At 66.0% G+C, this 16,908-nt stretch carries 18 protein-coding genes; 9 read left to right on the forward strand and 9 right to left on the reverse strand.

Annotation, left to right across the window (positions count from 1 at the left end):
• Window positions 1–51: 51 nt before the first annotated feature.
• Entirely contained in the window at window positions 52–630 is a 579-nt protein-coding gene (locus CFE35_RS14870; RefSeq protein WP_292931621.1) for an FKBP-type peptidyl-prolyl cis-trans isomerase, read from the reverse strand.
• A 171-nt stretch (window positions 631–801) separates the two neighbouring features.
• Window positions 802–1,008, reverse strand: a complete 207-nt coding sequence (gene rpsU, locus CFE35_RS14875; RefSeq protein WP_054121618.1) for a 30S ribosomal protein S21 — start codon at window positions 1,006–1,008, stop codon at window positions 802–804.
• Between the two features lie 209 nt (window positions 1,009–1,217).
• On the opposite strand from rpsU, the gene CFE35_RS14880 reads away from it, so the two are divergent.
• The 7 genes from CFE35_RS14880 to CFE35_RS14910 all read left to right on the forward strand — a co-directional run bounded on the left by CFE35_RS14880 (window position 1,218) and on the right by CFE35_RS14910 (window position 6,886).
• Window positions 1,218–1,637, forward strand: coding sequence for a CrcB family protein (locus CFE35_RS14880; protein WP_292931623.1), 420 nt, complete (start codon window positions 1,218–1,220; stop codon window positions 1,635–1,637).
• On the forward strand, window positions 1,634–2,980 hold the full coding sequence (locus tag CFE35_RS14885; RefSeq protein ID WP_292931625.1) for an RluA family pseudouridine synthase: 1,347 nt from the start codon (window positions 1,634–1,636) through the stop codon (window positions 2,978–2,980). The genes CFE35_RS14880 and CFE35_RS14885 overlap by 4 nt, the downstream gene beginning before the upstream one ends.
• On the forward strand, window positions 2,980–3,594 hold the full coding sequence (locus CFE35_RS14890) for an FMN-binding negative transcriptional regulator (protein ID WP_292931627.1): 615 nt from the start codon (window positions 2,980–2,982) through the stop codon (window positions 3,592–3,594). Before CFE35_RS14885 ends, CFE35_RS14890 begins: the two co-directional genes overlap by 1 nt.
• Window positions 3,591–4,268: an HAD-IA family hydrolase gene (locus tag CFE35_RS14895; RefSeq protein ID WP_292931629.1), complete on the forward strand. Its 678-nt coding sequence runs from the start codon at window positions 3,591–3,593 to the stop codon at window positions 4,266–4,268. The genes CFE35_RS14890 and CFE35_RS14895 overlap by 4 nt, the downstream gene beginning before the upstream one ends.
• Window positions 4,265–4,519 carry a hypothetical protein gene (locus tag CFE35_RS14900; protein WP_292931630.1) on the forward strand — a complete coding sequence of 85 codons (255 nt, stop codon included), beginning with the start codon at window positions 4,265–4,267 and terminating at the stop codon, window positions 4,517–4,519. The genes CFE35_RS14895 and CFE35_RS14900 overlap by 4 nt, the downstream gene beginning before the upstream one ends.
• Entirely contained in the window at window positions 4,516–5,211 is a 696-nt protein-coding gene (locus tag CFE35_RS14905; protein ID WP_292931632.1) for an ATP12 family protein, read from the forward strand. Before CFE35_RS14900 ends, CFE35_RS14905 begins: the two co-directional genes overlap by 4 nt.
• A 205-nt stretch (window positions 5,212–5,416) precedes the next feature.
• Window positions 5,417–6,886: a porin gene (locus tag CFE35_RS14910; protein ID WP_292931634.1), complete on the forward strand. Its 1,470-nt coding sequence runs from the start codon at window positions 5,417–5,419 to the stop codon at window positions 6,884–6,886.
• Here CFE35_RS14910 and CFE35_RS14915 read toward each other — a convergent pair.
• Genes CFE35_RS14915 through CFE35_RS14930 form a run of 4 tightly spaced genes read right to left on the reverse strand, consistent with a single transcriptional unit; the run spans window position 6,880 to window position 10,411 of the window.
• On the reverse strand, window positions 6,880–7,500 hold the full coding sequence (locus CFE35_RS14915) for an ABC-type transport auxiliary lipoprotein family protein (RefSeq protein WP_292931635.1): 621 nt from the start codon (window positions 7,498–7,500) through the stop codon (window positions 6,880–6,882). The genes CFE35_RS14910 and CFE35_RS14915 overlap by 7 nt on opposite strands.
• Window positions 7,497–8,435 (reverse strand): MlaD family protein, encoded by a 939-nt coding sequence (locus CFE35_RS14920; RefSeq protein ID WP_292931637.1) that lies wholly within the window; start codon window positions 8,433–8,435, stop codon window positions 7,497–7,499. Before CFE35_RS14920 ends, CFE35_RS14915 begins: the two co-directional genes overlap by 4 nt.
• Before the next feature lie 9 nt (window positions 8,436–8,444).
• Window positions 8,445–9,299, reverse strand: a complete 855-nt coding sequence (locus CFE35_RS14925; RefSeq protein ID WP_292931639.1) for an ATP-binding cassette domain-containing protein — start codon at window positions 9,297–9,299, stop codon at window positions 8,445–8,447.
• On the reverse strand, window positions 9,296–10,411 hold the full coding sequence (locus tag CFE35_RS14930; RefSeq protein ID WP_292931641.1) for an ABC transporter permease: 1,116 nt from the start codon (window positions 10,409–10,411) through the stop codon (window positions 9,296–9,298). The genes CFE35_RS14925 and CFE35_RS14930 overlap by 4 nt, the downstream gene beginning before the upstream one ends.
• A gap of 111 nt (window positions 10,412–10,522) precedes the next feature.
• On the opposite strand from CFE35_RS14930, the gene CFE35_RS14935 reads away from it, so the two are divergent.
• Together CFE35_RS14935 and CFE35_RS14940 are read left to right on the forward strand one after the other, a co-directional pair.
• The gene (locus CFE35_RS14935) at window positions 10,523–13,243 is read left to right on the forward strand and encodes a valine--tRNA ligase (protein WP_292931642.1); all 2,721 of its coding nucleotides are present in this window, start codon (window positions 10,523–10,525) and stop codon (window positions 13,241–13,243) included.
• Complete coding sequence (locus tag CFE35_RS14940) at window positions 13,240–13,986, forward strand: 7-carboxy-7-deazaguanine synthase QueE (protein WP_292931644.1); 747 nt, start codon at window positions 13,240–13,242, stop codon at window positions 13,984–13,986. Before CFE35_RS14935 ends, CFE35_RS14940 begins: the two co-directional genes overlap by 4 nt.
• A gap of 28 nt (window positions 13,987–14,014) precedes the next feature.
• Here the strand turns inward: CFE35_RS14940 and ssb are convergent, their stop codons facing one another.
• The 3 genes from ssb to CFE35_RS14955 form a co-directional block, all read right to left on the reverse strand.
• Window positions 14,015–14,569, reverse strand: coding sequence for a single-stranded DNA-binding protein (gene ssb / locus CFE35_RS14945; protein ID WP_292931646.1), 555 nt, complete (start codon window positions 14,567–14,569; stop codon window positions 14,015–14,017).
• 97 nt (window positions 14,570–14,666) lie between these two features.
• Window positions 14,667–16,523 (reverse strand): ferrous iron transporter B, encoded by a 1,857-nt coding sequence (locus CFE35_RS14950; protein WP_292931648.1) that lies wholly within the window; start codon window positions 16,521–16,523, stop codon window positions 14,667–14,669.
• Window positions 16,520–16,774, reverse strand: a complete 255-nt coding sequence (locus CFE35_RS14955) for a FeoA family protein (protein WP_292931650.1) — start codon at window positions 16,772–16,774, stop codon at window positions 16,520–16,522. The genes CFE35_RS14950 and CFE35_RS14955 overlap by 4 nt, the downstream gene beginning before the upstream one ends.
• Window positions 16,775–16,908 lie beyond the last annotated feature (134 nt).

The raw sequence follows: 16,908 nt of genomic DNA on the forward strand, positions 1-16,908 counted from the left end.
TGTCTTTCGAAAGTCTGGGGCCAGCAGGCGCGCTGCTGGCCAGGAAGAAGATCAGGGCTGCGGCATGCCTTCAGGTGCTGCGCCAGCACCAGCATTGGCACCGGCACCAGCACCGGCCTTCGGCGCGCTGCCCATCTGCTGCTGCATCTGCTGGAGCATCTGGCGGCGCTGCTCGATCTCTGCCGCGCTCTTGAAATCGAGCAGTTCGACATCGAACGTCAGATCGCTGTTCGCCGGAATCACCACTTCACCGCTGGAAGGGTTCTTCTGTTCGGCCGCGCCGTAGGCCATGGCTGCCGGGATCACGAGCTTGTACTTGCCGCCGCGCTGCATCTTCTGCAGCCCCTTGCTGAAGCCGGGGATCACGCCCTCGACCGGCATGGCGACCTTCTCGCCCTTGTCGAACTCCTTGCCGCTGGCGAGGTGCCCGGCATAGTTCACCAGCACGACATCGCCGAGCGTGGGCGAAGGGCCGGAACCCGCCTTGAGGGTTTCAACGACGAGGCCCTGATAGCGTGACGACCAGGCGGCGGTTGCGCCGATCAGCAGCGCAAGGATCACGCCGATCCAGATGCGGGTGAGCGATCCCTTGCCAACCGGCTGGAGCGGAACGCGGGTGATTTCCGACATGACTTCCCCTTTTACGGAGCCTGCGGGACGGCTCCGATTCCAAGCCCGGACTCAGGCCGGCCGCAAGGGCCAGACAAGCGAAAGGGCGCCGCGAATACGGCGCCCTCTTGGCCCAGCCGGACCCTTATCGCAAGAGGCTATAGGGCGGTGTCAGCCGCCCCGGACAGCGCCTTACTTGCCGCCGTCGCGCTCAAGCCGCTTGCGCTCCATCTTGCGAGCGCGGCGGACAGCAGCAGCCTTTTCACGGGCGCGCTTTTCCGACGGCTTTTCAAAGTGACGGCGCAGCTTCATCTCGCGATACACGCCTTCACGCTGCAGCTTCTTCTTGAGCGCGCGAAGGGCCTGGTCGACATTGTTATCGCGAACGAGAATCTGCATAAACCGCTACACCTCAATGCTGATGGCGAGAGCCCGCCCATGCGGGGATCGCCTTGATTTTGCACCACTCCCTGCCGGGAGATGGCAGAAATACGAAACGGGCCGAATCCGAGCGGATCGGCTCTTACCGGGCGCCCGCTACCAAAAGAGGCCCGGCAAGGCAAGCAAACTCGTGCATTTGGCATCGGCCTGCGTTAGGGGCTTGCCCAATGACATCAACCTCGCCTTTGCTTGCCAGCGTTCCGCCCGGCCTTGCTGTTGCCGCAGGCGGTGCGCTGGGCGCATGGCTGCGCCACCAGACCAGCCGCCTGTTTCTTTCCGCCGTCGGCCCTGCCTCGGCCAGCGCATTTCCCTGGGCCACGCTCACGGTCAACGTTCTGGGCAGCGCCGCGATGGGGCTCCTCGTTGGCTGGCTGGCGCGCCATGGCGGTGGGGGCGAGCCGTGGCGGCTGCTGCTTGGCGTCGGCGTGCTGGGCGGCTTCACCACCTTTTCCTCGTTCGCGCTGGAGTTTGCGGTGTTCGTAGAACGCGGCGCGCTGGGATTGGCTGCCTCTTATGTTGCGCTTTCGCTGGTGGCGGGCTTTGCCGCGCTGTTCGGCGGCCTCTGGCTGATGCGGGTGGCGGCATGAGCGCGGCCTCTTCCGTGGATGATGGCGATGTCCGCCAGTTCACCGTCACCAAGGACGATGACGGCGTGCGGCTGGACCGCTGGTTCAAGCGCAATCTACCGGCGGTCGGCTTTGCCACCGTTTCGCGCTGGGCGCGCACCGGGCAGCTGCGCGTCGATGGCAAGCGCGCCGATGTCGATACGCGGCTGGAAAAAGGGCAAGTCCTGCGCGTGCCGCCGGGTGGCTCTGCGCCGCCAGGGATCAAGAGCGCACGGCCCAAGAAGCCGCTGACCGAAGAGCAGATCACGCTGGCCGAAAGCATGGTGCTAACGCAGGACCGCGCCGCCATCGTGCTCAACAAGCCGCCGGGCCTTGCCACGCAAGGCGGCAGCGGCACGCATGAACATGTCGACGGCCTGCTTGATGCCTATGCAGACGAGAAAGGCCCGCGCCCGCGCCTCGTCCACCGGCTCGACAAGGACACCTCGGGCGTGCTGCTGATTGCGCGCACGCCGGGCAGCGCCGCGTTCTTCTCCAAGCGCTTTTCCGGGCGGACCGCGCGCAAGATCTACTGGGCGCTGATCACCGGCGTGCCCGAGATCAAGGACGGCCTGATCGAATTGCCGCTGGCCAAGCAGCCGGGCACGGGCGGCGAGAAGATGATGGTCGACGAGACCGAGCATGGCCAGTCTGCCCGCACGCGCTACCGCGTGATCGGCCGCGCGGGCAATGCCGCGTGCTGGGTCGAGCTGCAGCCGCTGACGGGCCGCACCCACCAACTGCGCGTGCACATGGCGGCGATTGGCCATCCCATCGTGGGCGACGGCAAGTATGGCGGGCAGGCCGCGTTCCTGACCGGAGCGATCAGCCGTAAGATGCACCTCCACGCGCGGCGGCTGCGGATCGAACATCCCGAGGGCGATCTGCTGGACGTGACCGCGCCGCTGCCCGATCACTTCGCGGCAAGCATGGTGCACCTGGGCTTCCACGAAGCCGACGGCGACCTGCCGCTGGAGCAAGTCAAGCTCGTGCCCGACAAGGTGATCGAGAAGCGCGCAGCCAAGGCCCATGCCAAGGAATACCGCAAGGAACGCCGGGGCGAACGCCGCAAGCGCGCCGATGCGCCGCCGAGCGGCCGCAGCGCGCCGAAACCGCGCGCCGGCGTGAAGAAGGGACCGGGCAGCAAGGCCCCCACCGGCACAGCCCTTGCGCGGGCATCGGCTGGGCGGGCTTCGGCGGAACGCAATGCCGCAGAGCGTGCAGCCAATGGCGGCAAGCCGGTGCGCCGCGCGCCTGCACCGGGCAAGACCGGCGGCGGGAAACCGCCCGCAGGAAAAGCGCCGCGCCGAGGGCCGAAGCCCTGATGCATCCCAATCCTGCCTTCCGCCCAAAGCAGCTGCCTGACGAGCGCGCGCTGTTTGCAGCGGTGATCGCAGAGACCGGTTTCGGCATGGTGTTCCTCACCACACCCGATGGCCCGCGCGTGGCGCATGTGCCGCTGTTGCTGACGGAAGCGGGCACGCTGCGCTTTCACCTCGCGCTGGGCAATGCCCTCACCCGCCACCTCGATGGGGCGCGGGCGCTGGCTGTGGTCAATGGGCCGGACGGCTATATCTCCGCGCGCTGGTATGCCGATCCCGATCAGGTGCCGACGTGGAACTACCTCGCGCTCGAAATGGAAGGCCCGGTGCGGCGCATGGACCGCGCCGAGCTGCTGGCGCTGCTGGAGGACGTGTCTGTCCACCACGAAGCACAAGTGGCCGAGGGCACGCCGTGGACCATGGACAAGATGGCCCCGATCAAGCGCGACCGGATGATGGACATGATCGTGGGGTTTGAACTGACGGTCGAGGCCTGGCGGCCCACGGTGAAGCTTTCGCAAAACAAGCCGCCCGAGGAACGCGCGCGGCTGATCGAGGGGCTGAAAGGCGAAGGCAAGCTCGCGCTCGCCACGCTGATGGAAAGGCTGGCGGCATGACGCTCCGATCATCATCCGGACCGCTCGCCATCTTCGATTGCGATGGCACGCTGGTCGATAGCCAGGCCGATATCTGCGCGGCGATGGACGCGGCCTTTGCCGCTGCCGGGCTCGCGCCGCCTGACCGCAATGCGACTCGCCGCGTGGTCGGTCTCTCACTGCCCGAGGCGATGCGCCGCCTGCGCCCCGATGGCACCGCCGACGATCACGCCATGCTGTCCCAGCTTTACCGCGATGCCTTCCGCGAACGGCGCATGGCGGGCCAGGTGGAGGAGCCGCTCTATGACGGCATTGCCGACCTGATCGCGGAGCTGACAGGCGCGGGCTGGCTGCTCGGCGTCGCCACCGGCAAGAGCGACCGGGGGCTGATCCACTGCCTTGAAACGCATGGTCTTTCCGGCCATTTCGTCACCTTGCAGACCGCCGACCGCCACCCTTCCAAGCCGCATCCCAGCATGATCGAGGCCTGCCTTGCCGCCACCGGTGCCGCAGCAAGCGCAGCGGTGATGATCGGCGACACGTCGTTCGACATGGCGATGGCGGTCAACGCCGGGGTCCGCGCGCTCGGGGTGGACTGGGGCTATCACCACCCCCGCGAACTGACCGAGGCAGGGGCCGAGGCGGTTGCCGGTTCGATGGCCGAATTGCGCCTGCTGCTGAAAGGCATGGAATGAACGAGGCCGCAAAACAGGATCCCGCCCCCGATTCAGCCGCAGCTTCAGCGGGCGCGCGCTTTGCCGTACTGCAAATGGTGCGCCTTTCGGGGGCGGTGCTGGCCTTTGCCGGGGTGCTGATCATCGCGGGCAAAGTCAGTTGGCTGCCGCCGCTGCCCGAAGCGGCGGGCTATGTCCTGATCGCGGCGGGGCTTGCCGATTTCTTCGTGGCCCCCATGCTCCTCGCGCGGCGCTGGAAGAGCAAGCCGTGAAGCGGTTCTACAAGGCCGTTACGGTCGCCGTCGACGGTGGCGGCTACCGGGTCATGCTCGATGGCCGCCCCTTGCGCACCGTGGGCGGGCGCGCGCAGATCGTGCCGAGCGCACCGCTGGCCGAAGCTCTTGCCGCCGAATGGTCGGCGCAGGGCGAGGAGATCGATCCGACCGGGTTCATCTATCGCGATCTGGTGGACTATGCGATCGACGTGGTGTCCCTCGGCAAGGCGGCGGTGATCGACGAACTGCTGCCTTACGCCGAGACCGACACGCTGTGCTACCGCGCGGAGCCGGATGAAGCGCTGGGCATCCGCCAGCGCACGGTGTGGGAACCACTGCTGACTGCGGCGGAGGCGCGCTGGCAGGTGCGCTTCGTGCGCGTGGCAGGGATCATGCACCGCCCGCAGCCGCCCGAGACGCTCGCCCGGCTGCGCGAAGACCTCGCCGCGCGCAGCGGATTTGCGCTCGCGGCGCTCAAGACCACCAGTTCGCTGGCAGCCTCGCTGGTGCTGGGGCTGATGGCCTTCGAGCCTGACGCCGACATCGATGCGCTGTGGGATGCGGCCAATCTGGAAGAGGACTGGCAAGCCGAACTCTGGGGCAAGGACGACGAAGCGCTGGAACGCCGCGCCCGCCGCCATGCGGCCTTTGCTGCTGCCGCGAGGTTTGCGGTATTGGCGCAAGGCTGAAGCTGCCTTGCGGGCATCGCTTCCAATATGTGACAAGTTTTGCAACAATTTGTCACAAACAGATCATCTGCCTTATATGTTTCAATGATTTGGCGCTATAAAACAGCCTGAAATCCGTCATAGTTGCAAGAAATATGTCATAAAACTGTCATGCCATCCTCCTAGCTGCCGGTCCGTCAACGGGGATCAGAGAGCAGCTCAGGGCATGAACACAACGGCATTTCGCGCGGCACTTCTGGCAACCAGCCTTATCGGCGCGGCAGGTTCTGCGCATGGTCAGACGGATGCGGCAGGTCAGGACGCGAAGATCGCGGCGCTGCAGGCACAAGTCGATCGGCTGACCGCGATGGTCGAGGCGCTGCAGGCCGCGAACCGCGCCGCGCCCGCACTTGCTGCAACGTCCGCCGCTCCCGTATCAGCGTCAGCTCCGGCAGCGGCTCCGGCAGCGGCTCCGGTGCAAATGGCGGCAGCCGTTGCACCGGCCCCTAGCCCCGCCCCCGCCCACTCCGAGCACCCGAAAAAGAAGGCGTGGTACGAGAAGATCATGCTGCGCGGCTATACGCAGCTGCGCATGAACGAGATCGTCTCGGGACCGAAGATGGCCGATGCCGGGATTTCGCGCCTGCGTTCGGTGCAGGATTCGGGGATCAACGAAAACGGCAGCTTCTCGATCCGCCGCGCCCGCCTCGTCGTGCAGGGCGATATTTCGGACCGCGTCTCGCTCTACATGCAGGGCGATCTGGCGGCGGCGGTCAGCAACCAGTCTGGCACCGAGCGGCGCGAGAACTTCTTCCAGATGCGCGATGCCTATGCCGATGTGTTCCTCGACAAGGCGAAGACGCTGCGACTGCGGCTCGGCCAATCCAAAGTGCCGTTCGGCTGGGAGAACATGCAGTCGTCCTCGAATCGCATTCCGCTTGACCGAACCGATGCCATCAACGCCCCGGTGCCGGGCGAGCGCGATATCGGCGCGGTGGCCTATTTCACCCCGGTGAAGCTGCAGAAGATCTGGGATGCGCTGACGGCGGATGGGCAGAAGCTGTTTGGCAACTACGGCGCATTCGGCGTGGGCGTGTTCAACGGACAAGGCACCAATCGCACCGAGCGAACCGGCGGCCTGATGACCGTGGCGATGATGTCGATCCCGATCCGGCTCGATGGGCTTGGTGGCATTTTCGAAGGTCAGGTGGCGGAGTTCGGCGCATCGGGCATGCGCAACCAGTTCAAGCCCGAAGTGCGCAGCGGCGGTGTTTCAACGCTGGCCTACCGCGATGATCACGTGGCGGTGCACGGCATGATCTATCCCAAGCCCTTCGGCATTCAGGCCGAATGGACCTGGGGCAAGGGTCCGCAGTGGGATCCCGCGATCAATGATATCGTCAGCCGTCGCACCACCGGCGGATACGTGATGGGCATGCTGCGCGCCGCGCACACGCCGGTCGGCCAGATCATACCCTTCGTGCGCTGGCAGCACTATCGCGGCGGCTGGAAGGCGGCGATCAACGCGCCCCGGCTTGAAACCGACGAGACCGAAGTGGGCGTGGAATGGCTGCCGCTGAAGGAGCTGGAGCTGACTGTCAGCTACGCCAACGTGACACGCAACGAAGCGGATGAGCGCCGCGCTGGCCGGGCGAAGGGCGATATCCTCCGCGCGCAGGTGCAGTGGAACTATTGAGCGGAAACCCAGTCTGCGATTTCGCCCGCCACCTTGTTGGCGGCGCGGTTGAGAGCAGGGCCGATCTCGTCCGGCACGGGATCGACGCCGGAAACGGTGCTTTCAAAGCGCCGCGTCTCGATCCGGCCGCCGGGCAGCCACTTCATTGCATCGAAGCGGACGATGGCTTTGCGGGTCTGTGCATCGAAGCCCATGGCCAGCAATTGCCCGCCGATGCGCGTGCCGCTGGTGGCGCGGTCCGTCTCGACCACCAGCCCCTTGCCGCGCGCGCGCAGCGTGTCTGCCAGCAAATGCTGGAAGGCGCGGGCAGGCCGTTCGACCCACTGCGTGCCCTTGATATAGGCGATGTTGGCCGCATCGATCTGCACCGGAATGCGCAGCACCGAAACCGCCGCCGCGGCCGTGGGTTCGAGCACGACGGTCGCTTCGCCCAGCGTGCCGCTGCTGCCGCTGCCCACGGCGGGCGCCGCTTCCGATGTCAGGCTGAGCAAGGTGCTCGCCGGCACTTTGGCCCCGATGCTGACACACCCACCTAGCGCGGCGGCCAGACCCAGCAGGGTGATGGCCCGCAGGCCGGAAAGCGGTTTGGGTTCAGGGGTCATCTTGGCGCTCATGGCTTGTAATCCGGCAGTTTGGAGCTTCCCACGACGCTGCTGATGCCGCGGTCGCCGATCTGGTCGGTCATCGCGCGGATCGAGCGCGAGGTTGCCTCGATATCGCGCAGCGCCGCTTCGAACGCGGGCAAGGTGCGGTCATTGAACTGCTTCGCGGCGGGCTTGGTCTCGTTCATCGTCGCCTGCAGCGAATCTGCCGCCGCTTGCGCCGATTTGAGCGTGACCCGCAGTTGCTTCACCAGACCATTGGCCGGATCGTTGATCGAGGCGTCGGTGGAATTGGCCAGCTTGTCCACGCTCGCCAGCGTCGTCGTCGCCTGCTTCAGCGTCAGTTGCAGCTCGGCGAGCGATTTCTTCACTTCGGGCGAAGCGCTTGCCAGATTGCCCGTCAGCTGATCGGTATGCGCAAGGATATTGGCGAAGGCCTTCTGGTTCTCGTCGGAAAGCACCATCGTCAACCGCTCGCTGAGCGTGGCCAGTCGCTCAAGCAGCAGCGGCGCGTTGGAGAGGATTTCGCCCAGCCCGCTGCGCTTGGTCGGGATCACCGGCGCGCCTGCCGGACCCGGCTCGTTGATCGGCGGGGCGCCCTTGATCGCGCCCGCCAGCTGGATCGTGGAAACCCCGGTGAAGCTGCCTTGCAGGCTCGCGGTGGTGCCTTGCAGGATCGGCACCTTGCGATCGACCTTGATGCGCACGCGCACGAAGCTGGGATCCTTCTCCCAGAGCACGATGTCCCGCACCTGCCCCACCGGCACGCCCGAATACGACACCTCGGAGCCCTTCGCGACGCCATCGACCGATTGCTTGAAGAAGATATCGTAATCGATCTGTTCGTGCTGGCTGAGCCGCGCAATCCAGATCAGCAGCGCCGCGAGCCCCGCCAGCAGCAGCAGGGTGACAACCCCCACCCAGACATGATTGGCGCGCGTTTCCATCGGCGTTTCCTATGCTTCATCCGCTGAAGTGCCAAGGGCAGCGTTGCGCGCGTTGGCCAATTGGGCAGCGCGGCCGCGCGGGCCATTGAAATATGAGGTGATCCACGGGTGATCGGTGGCGATGAGTTCGGGGATCGTGCCCACCGCGATAACGCGCTTGTCTGCCAGCACCGCCACCCGGTCGCAGATCTCGTAGAGCGTATCGAGATCGTGGGTGATGAGGAACACGGTCAGGCCCAGCGTCTGCTGCAGGCTGCGGATCAGCTGATCGAACCCGGCCGCACCGATGGGATCAAGCCCGGCAGTCGGCTCGTCCAGAAACAGCAGTTCGGGATCGAGCGCGAGCGCCCGCGCGAGGCCCGCGCGCTTCTTCATACCGCCCGAAAGCTCGCTCGGATACTTGCTCGTCGCCTCTGCCGGCAGGCCGGACAGCAGCACCTTGTAGCGCGCGATCTCGTGGCGCAGCTCGTCGGTGATCTCGGGGTAGAACTCGCGCAGCGGGACTTCGACATTCTCCGCCACGGTCAGCGTGGAAAACAGCGCGCCGCCCTGAAACAGGATGCCCCAGCGGCATCGGATATCGATATCGTCATCATCGCGCGCGTCGGTGATTTCGCTGCCCAGCACTTCGATCGTGCCCGCATCGGGGATCTGCAACCCGATGATCGAGCGCATCAGCACCGATTTGCCAGAGCCCGATCCGCCGACCACGCCGATAATCTCGCCCTTGCGCACATCGAGATCGAGGTTCTCGTGGATGACATGCTCGCCAAACGCATTACGCAGGCCGCGCACGCGGATCGGGAAGAGATCGGCCTCACTCCCGCTGGCAGCAGGTTCGGCGCAAGTGGGCTCGCCGCTCATCCCCAGCCGATCTCCGAGAAGAACACCGCAAAGAAGGCATCGAGCACGATCACCATGAAGATCGCCATGACCACCGCCGCGGTCGTGCGTGTGCCGACTTCCTCCGCATCGCTGCGCACCTGCAGGCCCTGATAGCAGCCCGATATGGCGACGATCAGGCCGAACACCGGGCCCTTGATCAGCCCCACCCACACATCGTGCAGCGGCACCACTTCCTGAATACGCGCGAGGAAGGTGAAGAACGGGATGCCCAGCGTGAGCGAGGAGAGCGCCGCGCCGCCGATGATCCCGATGGAGGCGGAATAGATGCCCAGCAGCGGCATCATGATCATCGTGGCGAGCAGGCGCGGGATCACCAGCGCTTCGACCGGGGAGACGCCGATGGTGCGCATCGCGTCGATCTCTTCGGTCAGCTTCATCGTGCCAAGCTGCGCGGCGAAGGCCGAACCCGAACGGCCCGCCACCATGATCGCGGTCATCAGGATGCCCAGCTCGCGCAAACTGAGCCGGCCGACGAGGTTCACCGTGTAGATTTCCGCGCCGAACTGGCGCAGCTGCACCGCGCCCTGCTGCGCGATGACGATGCCGACGAGGAAGCTCATCAAGGCGATGATGGCGAGGGCGTTGACCCCCATCAGCTCCATCTGGTGCACCAGCGCGCGCAGGCGGAAGCGGCCCGGATGGCGCAGCAAAGTGCCGCTGGCCAGCACGATCTGGCCGAGGAAACCGAGCACCAGCAGCAGACCCCGCCCCAGCCCGGCCACCACCAGACCGATATGTTCGGGCACCCGCAGCAGAATGGGAAGCATCGGGTGCTCAATCGGCGCAGTGTTGTCGTCCGCCGCGCGGATCGCCGCGATCAGCCGCGCCGCTTCGGGCGAGGCTCCGGTGATCGGTGCCGCAAACCGCTTCGACAGGCTCCACGCCGTCCACGCGCCAACGGTATCCACTTTGTCCGCGCGGGCCAGATCAATCGCCGCAATCGGCCCGTCCAGCGCGCGCAACCGGCGATCAATCGCGCCAATCGAGGACACCAGCAGCGGGCCGGTGAGCACCAGCGTGGCGCTGCCATCAGCGCCCGTCTCGGTGAAAAAATCCGCTGTCCCCCGCATGGTAGGCGCTTCATGGGGGAAATCGCCCCCGCTCGCAAGCGCGCCGCTAGCCCTATGCAACCGTTCGCGGGCTTGCAGGCCGCCCTGCGGAATGGCAAGGCCCATGCCATCATGACCGACGCAACGATTGAAGAGCAGGGCGAGGCCGCAGGGCTTGCCAAGACGTTCGAGCCTGCCGGGCTCGAGGCCAAGTGGTATGCCCACTGGGAAGCGGGCGGCCTGTTCCGGCCCGAGCGCCCGGATGCTGCGCCCTTCACCATCGTGAACCCGCCGCCGAACGTGACCGGCAGCCTGCACATCGGCCACGCGCTGGACAACACGCTGCAGGACGTGGTGATCCGCTATGAGCGGCTGCGCGGCAAGGACGCGCTGTGGGTGGTCGGCACCGATCACGCCGGGATCGCCACGCAGATGGTGGTCGAGCGGCAGATGGAAGCGCAGGGCGACAAGCGCACCAACTATGCGCGCGAGGCCTTCATCGACAAGGTGTGGGACTGGAAGCGCGAGAGCGGCGGCACGATCACTGGCCAGCTGCGGCGGCTGGGCTGTTCGATGGATTGGAGCCGCGAGCAGTTCACGATGGACCCGCACTTCACCAAGGCGGTGGTGAAGGTCTTTGTTGATCTCTACAATCAGGGCCTGATCTACCGCGACAAGCGGCTGGTGAACTGGGACCCCAAGCTCAAGACCGCGATTTCCGACCTTGAAGTCGAGACGCGCGAGATCAAGGGTTCGTTCTGGCGCTTCCAGTATCCGCTGGCAGATGGCGCGGTGCGTGCGGACGGGCTGGACTTCATCGAAGTCGCCACCACGCGGCCCGAGACGATGCTGGCCGATATGCTGGTGGCGGTGAACGCCGAGGATGAGCGCTACAAGGCGGTGATCGGCCAGTTCGTGGTGCAGCCGCTGACGGGGCGGCGTTTGCAGATCGTGGCGGATGAACACGCCGATCCGGAGCTGGGTTCGGGCGCGGTGAAGATCACGCCGGGGCACGATTTCAACGACTTCGAAGTGGGCAAGCGCGCCGGGATCAAGGCGGCGGACATGCTCAACATGTTCGATGCCGAAGCGCGTGTGGTGCAGACGGCGGACGGGCTGGTGCCGGACGAGTTCATCGGGATGGACCGCTTCGACGCGCGCGCGCTGATCGTGCAGCGGATGAAGGAAGCGGGCCGCCTCGTGCCGCATGTAGTGAAGGCCAAGGACGGCGAGGAAAGCGAACTCGACGCTGAACCGCGCACGATCCAGACGCCCTACGGCGACCGCGGCGGCGTGGTGATCGAGCCTTGGCTGACCGACCAGTGGTATGTCGATGCCGAAAAGCTCGCTGTCGCGCCGATGGAAGCCGTGCGTTCAGGCGCGATCGAGATCGTGCCGAAGACGTGGGAGAAGACGTTCTTCAACTGGATGGAGAATATCCAGCCGTGGTGCGTGAGCCGCCAGCTTTGGTGGGGGCATCGGATTCCGGCTTGGTATGGCTCCGACGGCCAGTGCTACGTGGCGGAGACCGAGGAAGAGGCGCAGTCCAAGGCTGGCGCGGGCGTCACCCTCACCCGTGATAGCGACGTCCTCGACACTTGGTTCTCCTCCGCGCTCTGGCCTTTCGCCACGCTCGGCTGGCCGGAAACCGACGCGCCGCTTCTCGCCAAGCACTACCCGAACGATCTGCTCATTTCCGGGTTCGACATCCTGTTCTTCTGGGATGCGCGCATGGCGATGCAGGGCATCCACTTCATGAAGGAAGTGCCGTGGAAGCGGCTCTATCTGCATGGTCTGGTGCGCGCGGCGGATGGGCAGAAGATGTCCAAGTCCAAGGGCAACGTGGTCGATCCGCTCGGCCTCATCGACAAGTACGGCGCGGATGCGCTGCGCTTCTTCATGTGCGCCATGGAAAGCCAGGGCCGCGATGTGAAGATGGATGAGCGCCGGGTCGAGGGCTATCGCAACTTCGCGACCAAGCTGTGGAACGCCGCGCGGTTCTGCATGGCGAACGGGATCACCGGCAGCACTTCAGTGGCCGCGCCTGCCGCGACCAGCGCGGTCAACCGCTGGATCATCGGCGAAGTGGTCGAAACCGTCGCCGCGCTGGATCAGGCAATGGCCGATCTGCGCTTCGATGCCGCCGCGAACACGGTCTACCACTTTGTGTGGGACCAGTTCTGCGATTGGTACATCGAACTGATCAAGGGCGCGTTCGACGACGAGACTCGCGCTGTTGCGGGCTGGGTGCTCGATCAGATCCTCGTCATGCTTCACCCGTTCATGCCGTTCGTGACCGAAGAACTGTGGCACGCGCTGGGCGAACGTTCGGCCGAACTGATCGTGGCAGAATGGCCTGCCCCGCAGGCCAGCGTCGATGCGGGGGCAAAAGCGGAAGTCGAATGGCTGATCGCGCTGGTTTCCAACTTGCGCGCGGCCAAGAACGAACTGGGCATTGCGCCCGGCGCGCGGCTCGAAGCCTATCTGCCCGAACCCAGCGCGGCGACGCGCGCGGTGATCGCGGGCAATCCGGCGGTGATCGAGCGGCTAGCGCGGCTGAGCGCGATCCACTTCGCCCCGGCCCCGGCAGGCGCGGCGATGCAGATCGGCGCAGGGGATGCGAACCTCATCGTGCCGCTGGAAGGCGTGATCGACATCGCTGCCGAAAAGGCCCGCCTCGAAAAGGCGCTCGCCGCTTCGCAGAAGGAAGCGAAGTCGCTCGAAGGCCGTCTTTCGAACCCGGCGTTTGCCGAGAAGGCCAAGCCCGAAGCGGTCGAGAAAGCCCGCGCCGATCACGCGCACCATAGCGCTGAGGCCACGCGCCTCGCCGCTGCCTTGGCGCGCCTCGGATGAGCCTTACGCTCGCCACCACCACGCCCGGCGAGCCGGAAATCTTTCCCTCGCTGCAAGGCGAAGGCCCTTCGGCGGGGCGGCCGTGCGTGTTCGTGCGGCTTTCGCGCTGCAATCTGGCCTGCGAGTGGTGCGACACGGCCTATACTTGGCGCTTTACCGGCGACATCCGCCCGCACCGCGATGACCTGACGTTCGAGCGAGTGGAAAACCAGATCACGCTCGATGTGCGCGAAGTGGCCATGCGCATTCTGGCGCTGCGGCCCACCCGGCTGGTCATCACCGGCGGCGAGCCGCTGCTGCAGGCCCCGGCGCTTGGCCGTCTGATCCCGATGCTCAAGGAAGCGGTGCCCGGCCTTGAAGTGGAGATAGAGACCAACGGCAGCGTGCCGCCGCCCCATGCGATCACCCAGCTCGTCGATCAGTTCAACGTCAGCCCCAAGCTTTCGCATTCGGGCAACCCCGAAAACCTCGCGCTCGTACCGGAATTGCTGCGCGATTGGGCGGCCAACCCCAAGGCCTGGTTCAAGTTCGTGATCGCCAGCGAGGACGATTGCAACGAAGTGGCCGAATTGCAGGCGCTCTACCGCATTCCGGCGGAGCGGCTGTTCGTCATGCCCGAAGGCACACGCAGCGAAGACTTGCGCGAACGCTCAAAGTGGCTGGCGGGAGCGGCGCTGACGCATGGCTGGCGCTTTACCGACCGGCTGCACATCCACCTTTACGGCGATACGCGGGGCACCTGAGCGCCCCAGCCCGATCAGAACGGCCCGCTCAGAACGGGATATCGTCGTCCAGATCGTCGCCGAAGCCGCCGCCGCTGCTGCCGCCCGAAGAGCCGCCGCCGCCCTGATTCCAGCCGCCGCCGCCAGACGAAGCACCGCCCGAACGGCCACCGCCGGACGAGCCGCCTTCATTCCAGCCGCCGCCCGAGCGCTGGCCGCCGCCACCGCCGCCCATGCCGCCGCCGCCACCCTGGGCGCCATCAAGCATGGTGAGCACGCCGCCGACGCCGCCGACCGAAACCTCGGTCGTGTAGCGATCGTTGCCGGACTGGTCCTGCCACTTGCGGGTGCGCAGCTGGCCTTCGATATAGACCTTGCTGCCCTTCTTCAGAAACCGCTCGGCCACGCCGACAAGGCCATCGGACTGGAGCACGACGGAGTGCCACTCGGTGCGCTCCTTGCGCTCCCCGGTCGCCTTGTCCTTCCACGTTTCCGACGTGGCGATGCGCAAATTGGCAATGCGCCCGCCGTTCTGGAAGCTCTTCACTTCGGGATCAGCACCCAGATTCCCGACAATGATGACCTTGTTGACGCTGCCTGCCATCGAATCGCATCCCTCTAAAACCGGTTGTCGGCCTAGCCAATGAGCGCGGAGAGGGCGAGTCTGGCTGAGGCCTTTCCCACAGCATCACCCCCCAAATTCAGCCCAGCCCGCAGGCCACCGCGATCCAGTAGGTGATGCCCGCCGCAACATAGGCAAGGCCGAACAGGTAGGCGAGCATGAAGGCGGGCCATTTCCAGCCGTTGGTTTCGCGCCGGGTGACGGCGATGGTCGACATGCACTGCGGCGCAAAGACGAACCACGCGAGGAACGCGAGCGCGGTGGCGAGGCTCCAGTGGGTCTTCAATTGCGCGCCGAGTGCCTGCCCTTGCGCGGCATCATCGCTCGCGCCCACGGCATACGTCGTCGCCAGCGCGCTGACGGCCACTTCGCGTGCGGCCATCGCGGGGATCAGCGCGAGGGCAATATCGCGGTTGAAGCCGATCGGTTCGATCACCACGGCGAGGCCATTGGCGATATGGCCCGCGACCGATTGGTTGACCTGATCCGCCGGATTTTCCGCGCGCGGCAGATTGAGCAGCAGCCACAGCACGATCGTCACGCTCAGGATCATCGTGCCCGCGCGGCGCAGGAACACGTAGGCGCGGCTCCACAGGCCGAGCGCCAAGTCCTTCACCGTGGGCAGCTGATACTTGGGCATCTCCATGATGAAGCCCGAAGCCGCGCCCTTGGTGATCGTGCGCCGCAGCAGCAGCGCCGCGCCCATCGCGCCGAGCACGCCGAAGACATAGAGCCCGAACAGCACCAGCCCTTGCTGGCCCACACCCGGCAGCACCTGCGTGTTGGGCACGAAGGCTGCGATAATCACGGTATAGACCGGCAGCCGCGCCGAACAGGTCATCAGCGGGGCGATCAGGATCGTGGTCAGCCGGTCCTTGGGATCGGTGATGCTGCGTGTGGCCATGATCCCCGGCACCGCGCAGGCGAAGCTGGAGAGCAGCGGGATGAAGCTGCGGCCCGAAAGGCCCACACCCGCCATCGCGCGGTCCATCAGGAAGGCGGCGCGCGCCATGTAGCCGGTCGCCTCCATCGTCAGGATGAAGAAGAACAGGATCAGGATCTGCGGCAGGAACACCACGACCGAACCGACGCCCGCGATCACCCCATCGGTGAGGAAATCGCGCACCAGCGATGCGGGGAGTTCGCTGCGGACCAGATCGCCCAGCCCGGCGAACGCGGCGTCTAGCCCATCCTGCAAGGGCGCGGCCCAGCTGAACACCGCCTGGAACACCACGAACAGCAGCGCCAGCAGCACCGGCGGGCCGAGCCAGGGGTGAAGCAGGACGCGATCAAGCTGCGCATGGATGCGGTGCTGCGCGGTTTCCGAAAGGATCGCGCTGCGGGCCATCTCGCGCGCCAGCATCCGCCGTTCGGGCGCGGTGACATGCGGGCGCGGCGCGGGCGCGGCCTCAGCCGGAGCATCGCGCAGCGCGGCGACCGCGGCGGTCAATTCGGCAAGGCCCCGCCGCCGCACCGCAACCGTCGGGTAGACCGGCACGCCCAGCGCTGAGGAGAGGGCATTGGCGTCGATCACCAGCCCGTCGCGCTCAGCAAGATCGACCATGTTGAGCGCGACTATGACCGGCCGGCCCAGTTCGATGATTTCCTGCGCGAAAACGAGGTGCTGTTCGAGGTTCGAGGCATCGAGCACGATCACCAGCACATCGGGCTGCGCTTGCCCCGCCATGCGTCCGAGGATCACATCCCGCGTCACTTCCTCGTCCGGGCTCGACGGATTGAGGCTGTAGGAACCGGGGAGATCGACCAGTTCGACCGGCTCGCCGCTCGGCAGAAGCAGGCGGCCCGATTTGCGCTCGACCGTGACGCCGGGATAGTTGGCGATCTTCTGGCGCGCGCCTGTCAACGCATTGAACAGCGCGCTCTTGCCCGCATTGGGATTGCCGACCAGCGCGGCGACCAGCGTCTGGCGGCTCATGCCGCAGCAACCGCGAGCGGTTCGACTTGCATCGCGCGGGCATGAACGCGGCGCAGCGCAACGGTCATACGGCCGATCTCGATGGCAATCGGATCGCGCGCCATGAACACGCCGCGATAAGCCAGCCGCACTTCAGCGCCTTCCTCGATCCCCAGCGCGCGCAAACGCTGCGCTTCTTCGGGCACGAGCGCATCCCAATCGGCGGAGACGATCCGCGCGCTGGTGCGAAGAGGCAGTTCATCGAGAGTCACCACAAGAGCGCTGCCACAGCGCCTCGGTCATTGCAAGTCATTCGCAATAACTTGGTGGTTGTCTGTTTCGGCCTGGCCGAAACAGAGCGGCACCGGCCCACTCCCCCGCGCCCCTGCTAAAACTTGGGCCACCC

The organism is Novosphingobium sp. PASSN1 (genome assembly GCF_002278815.1).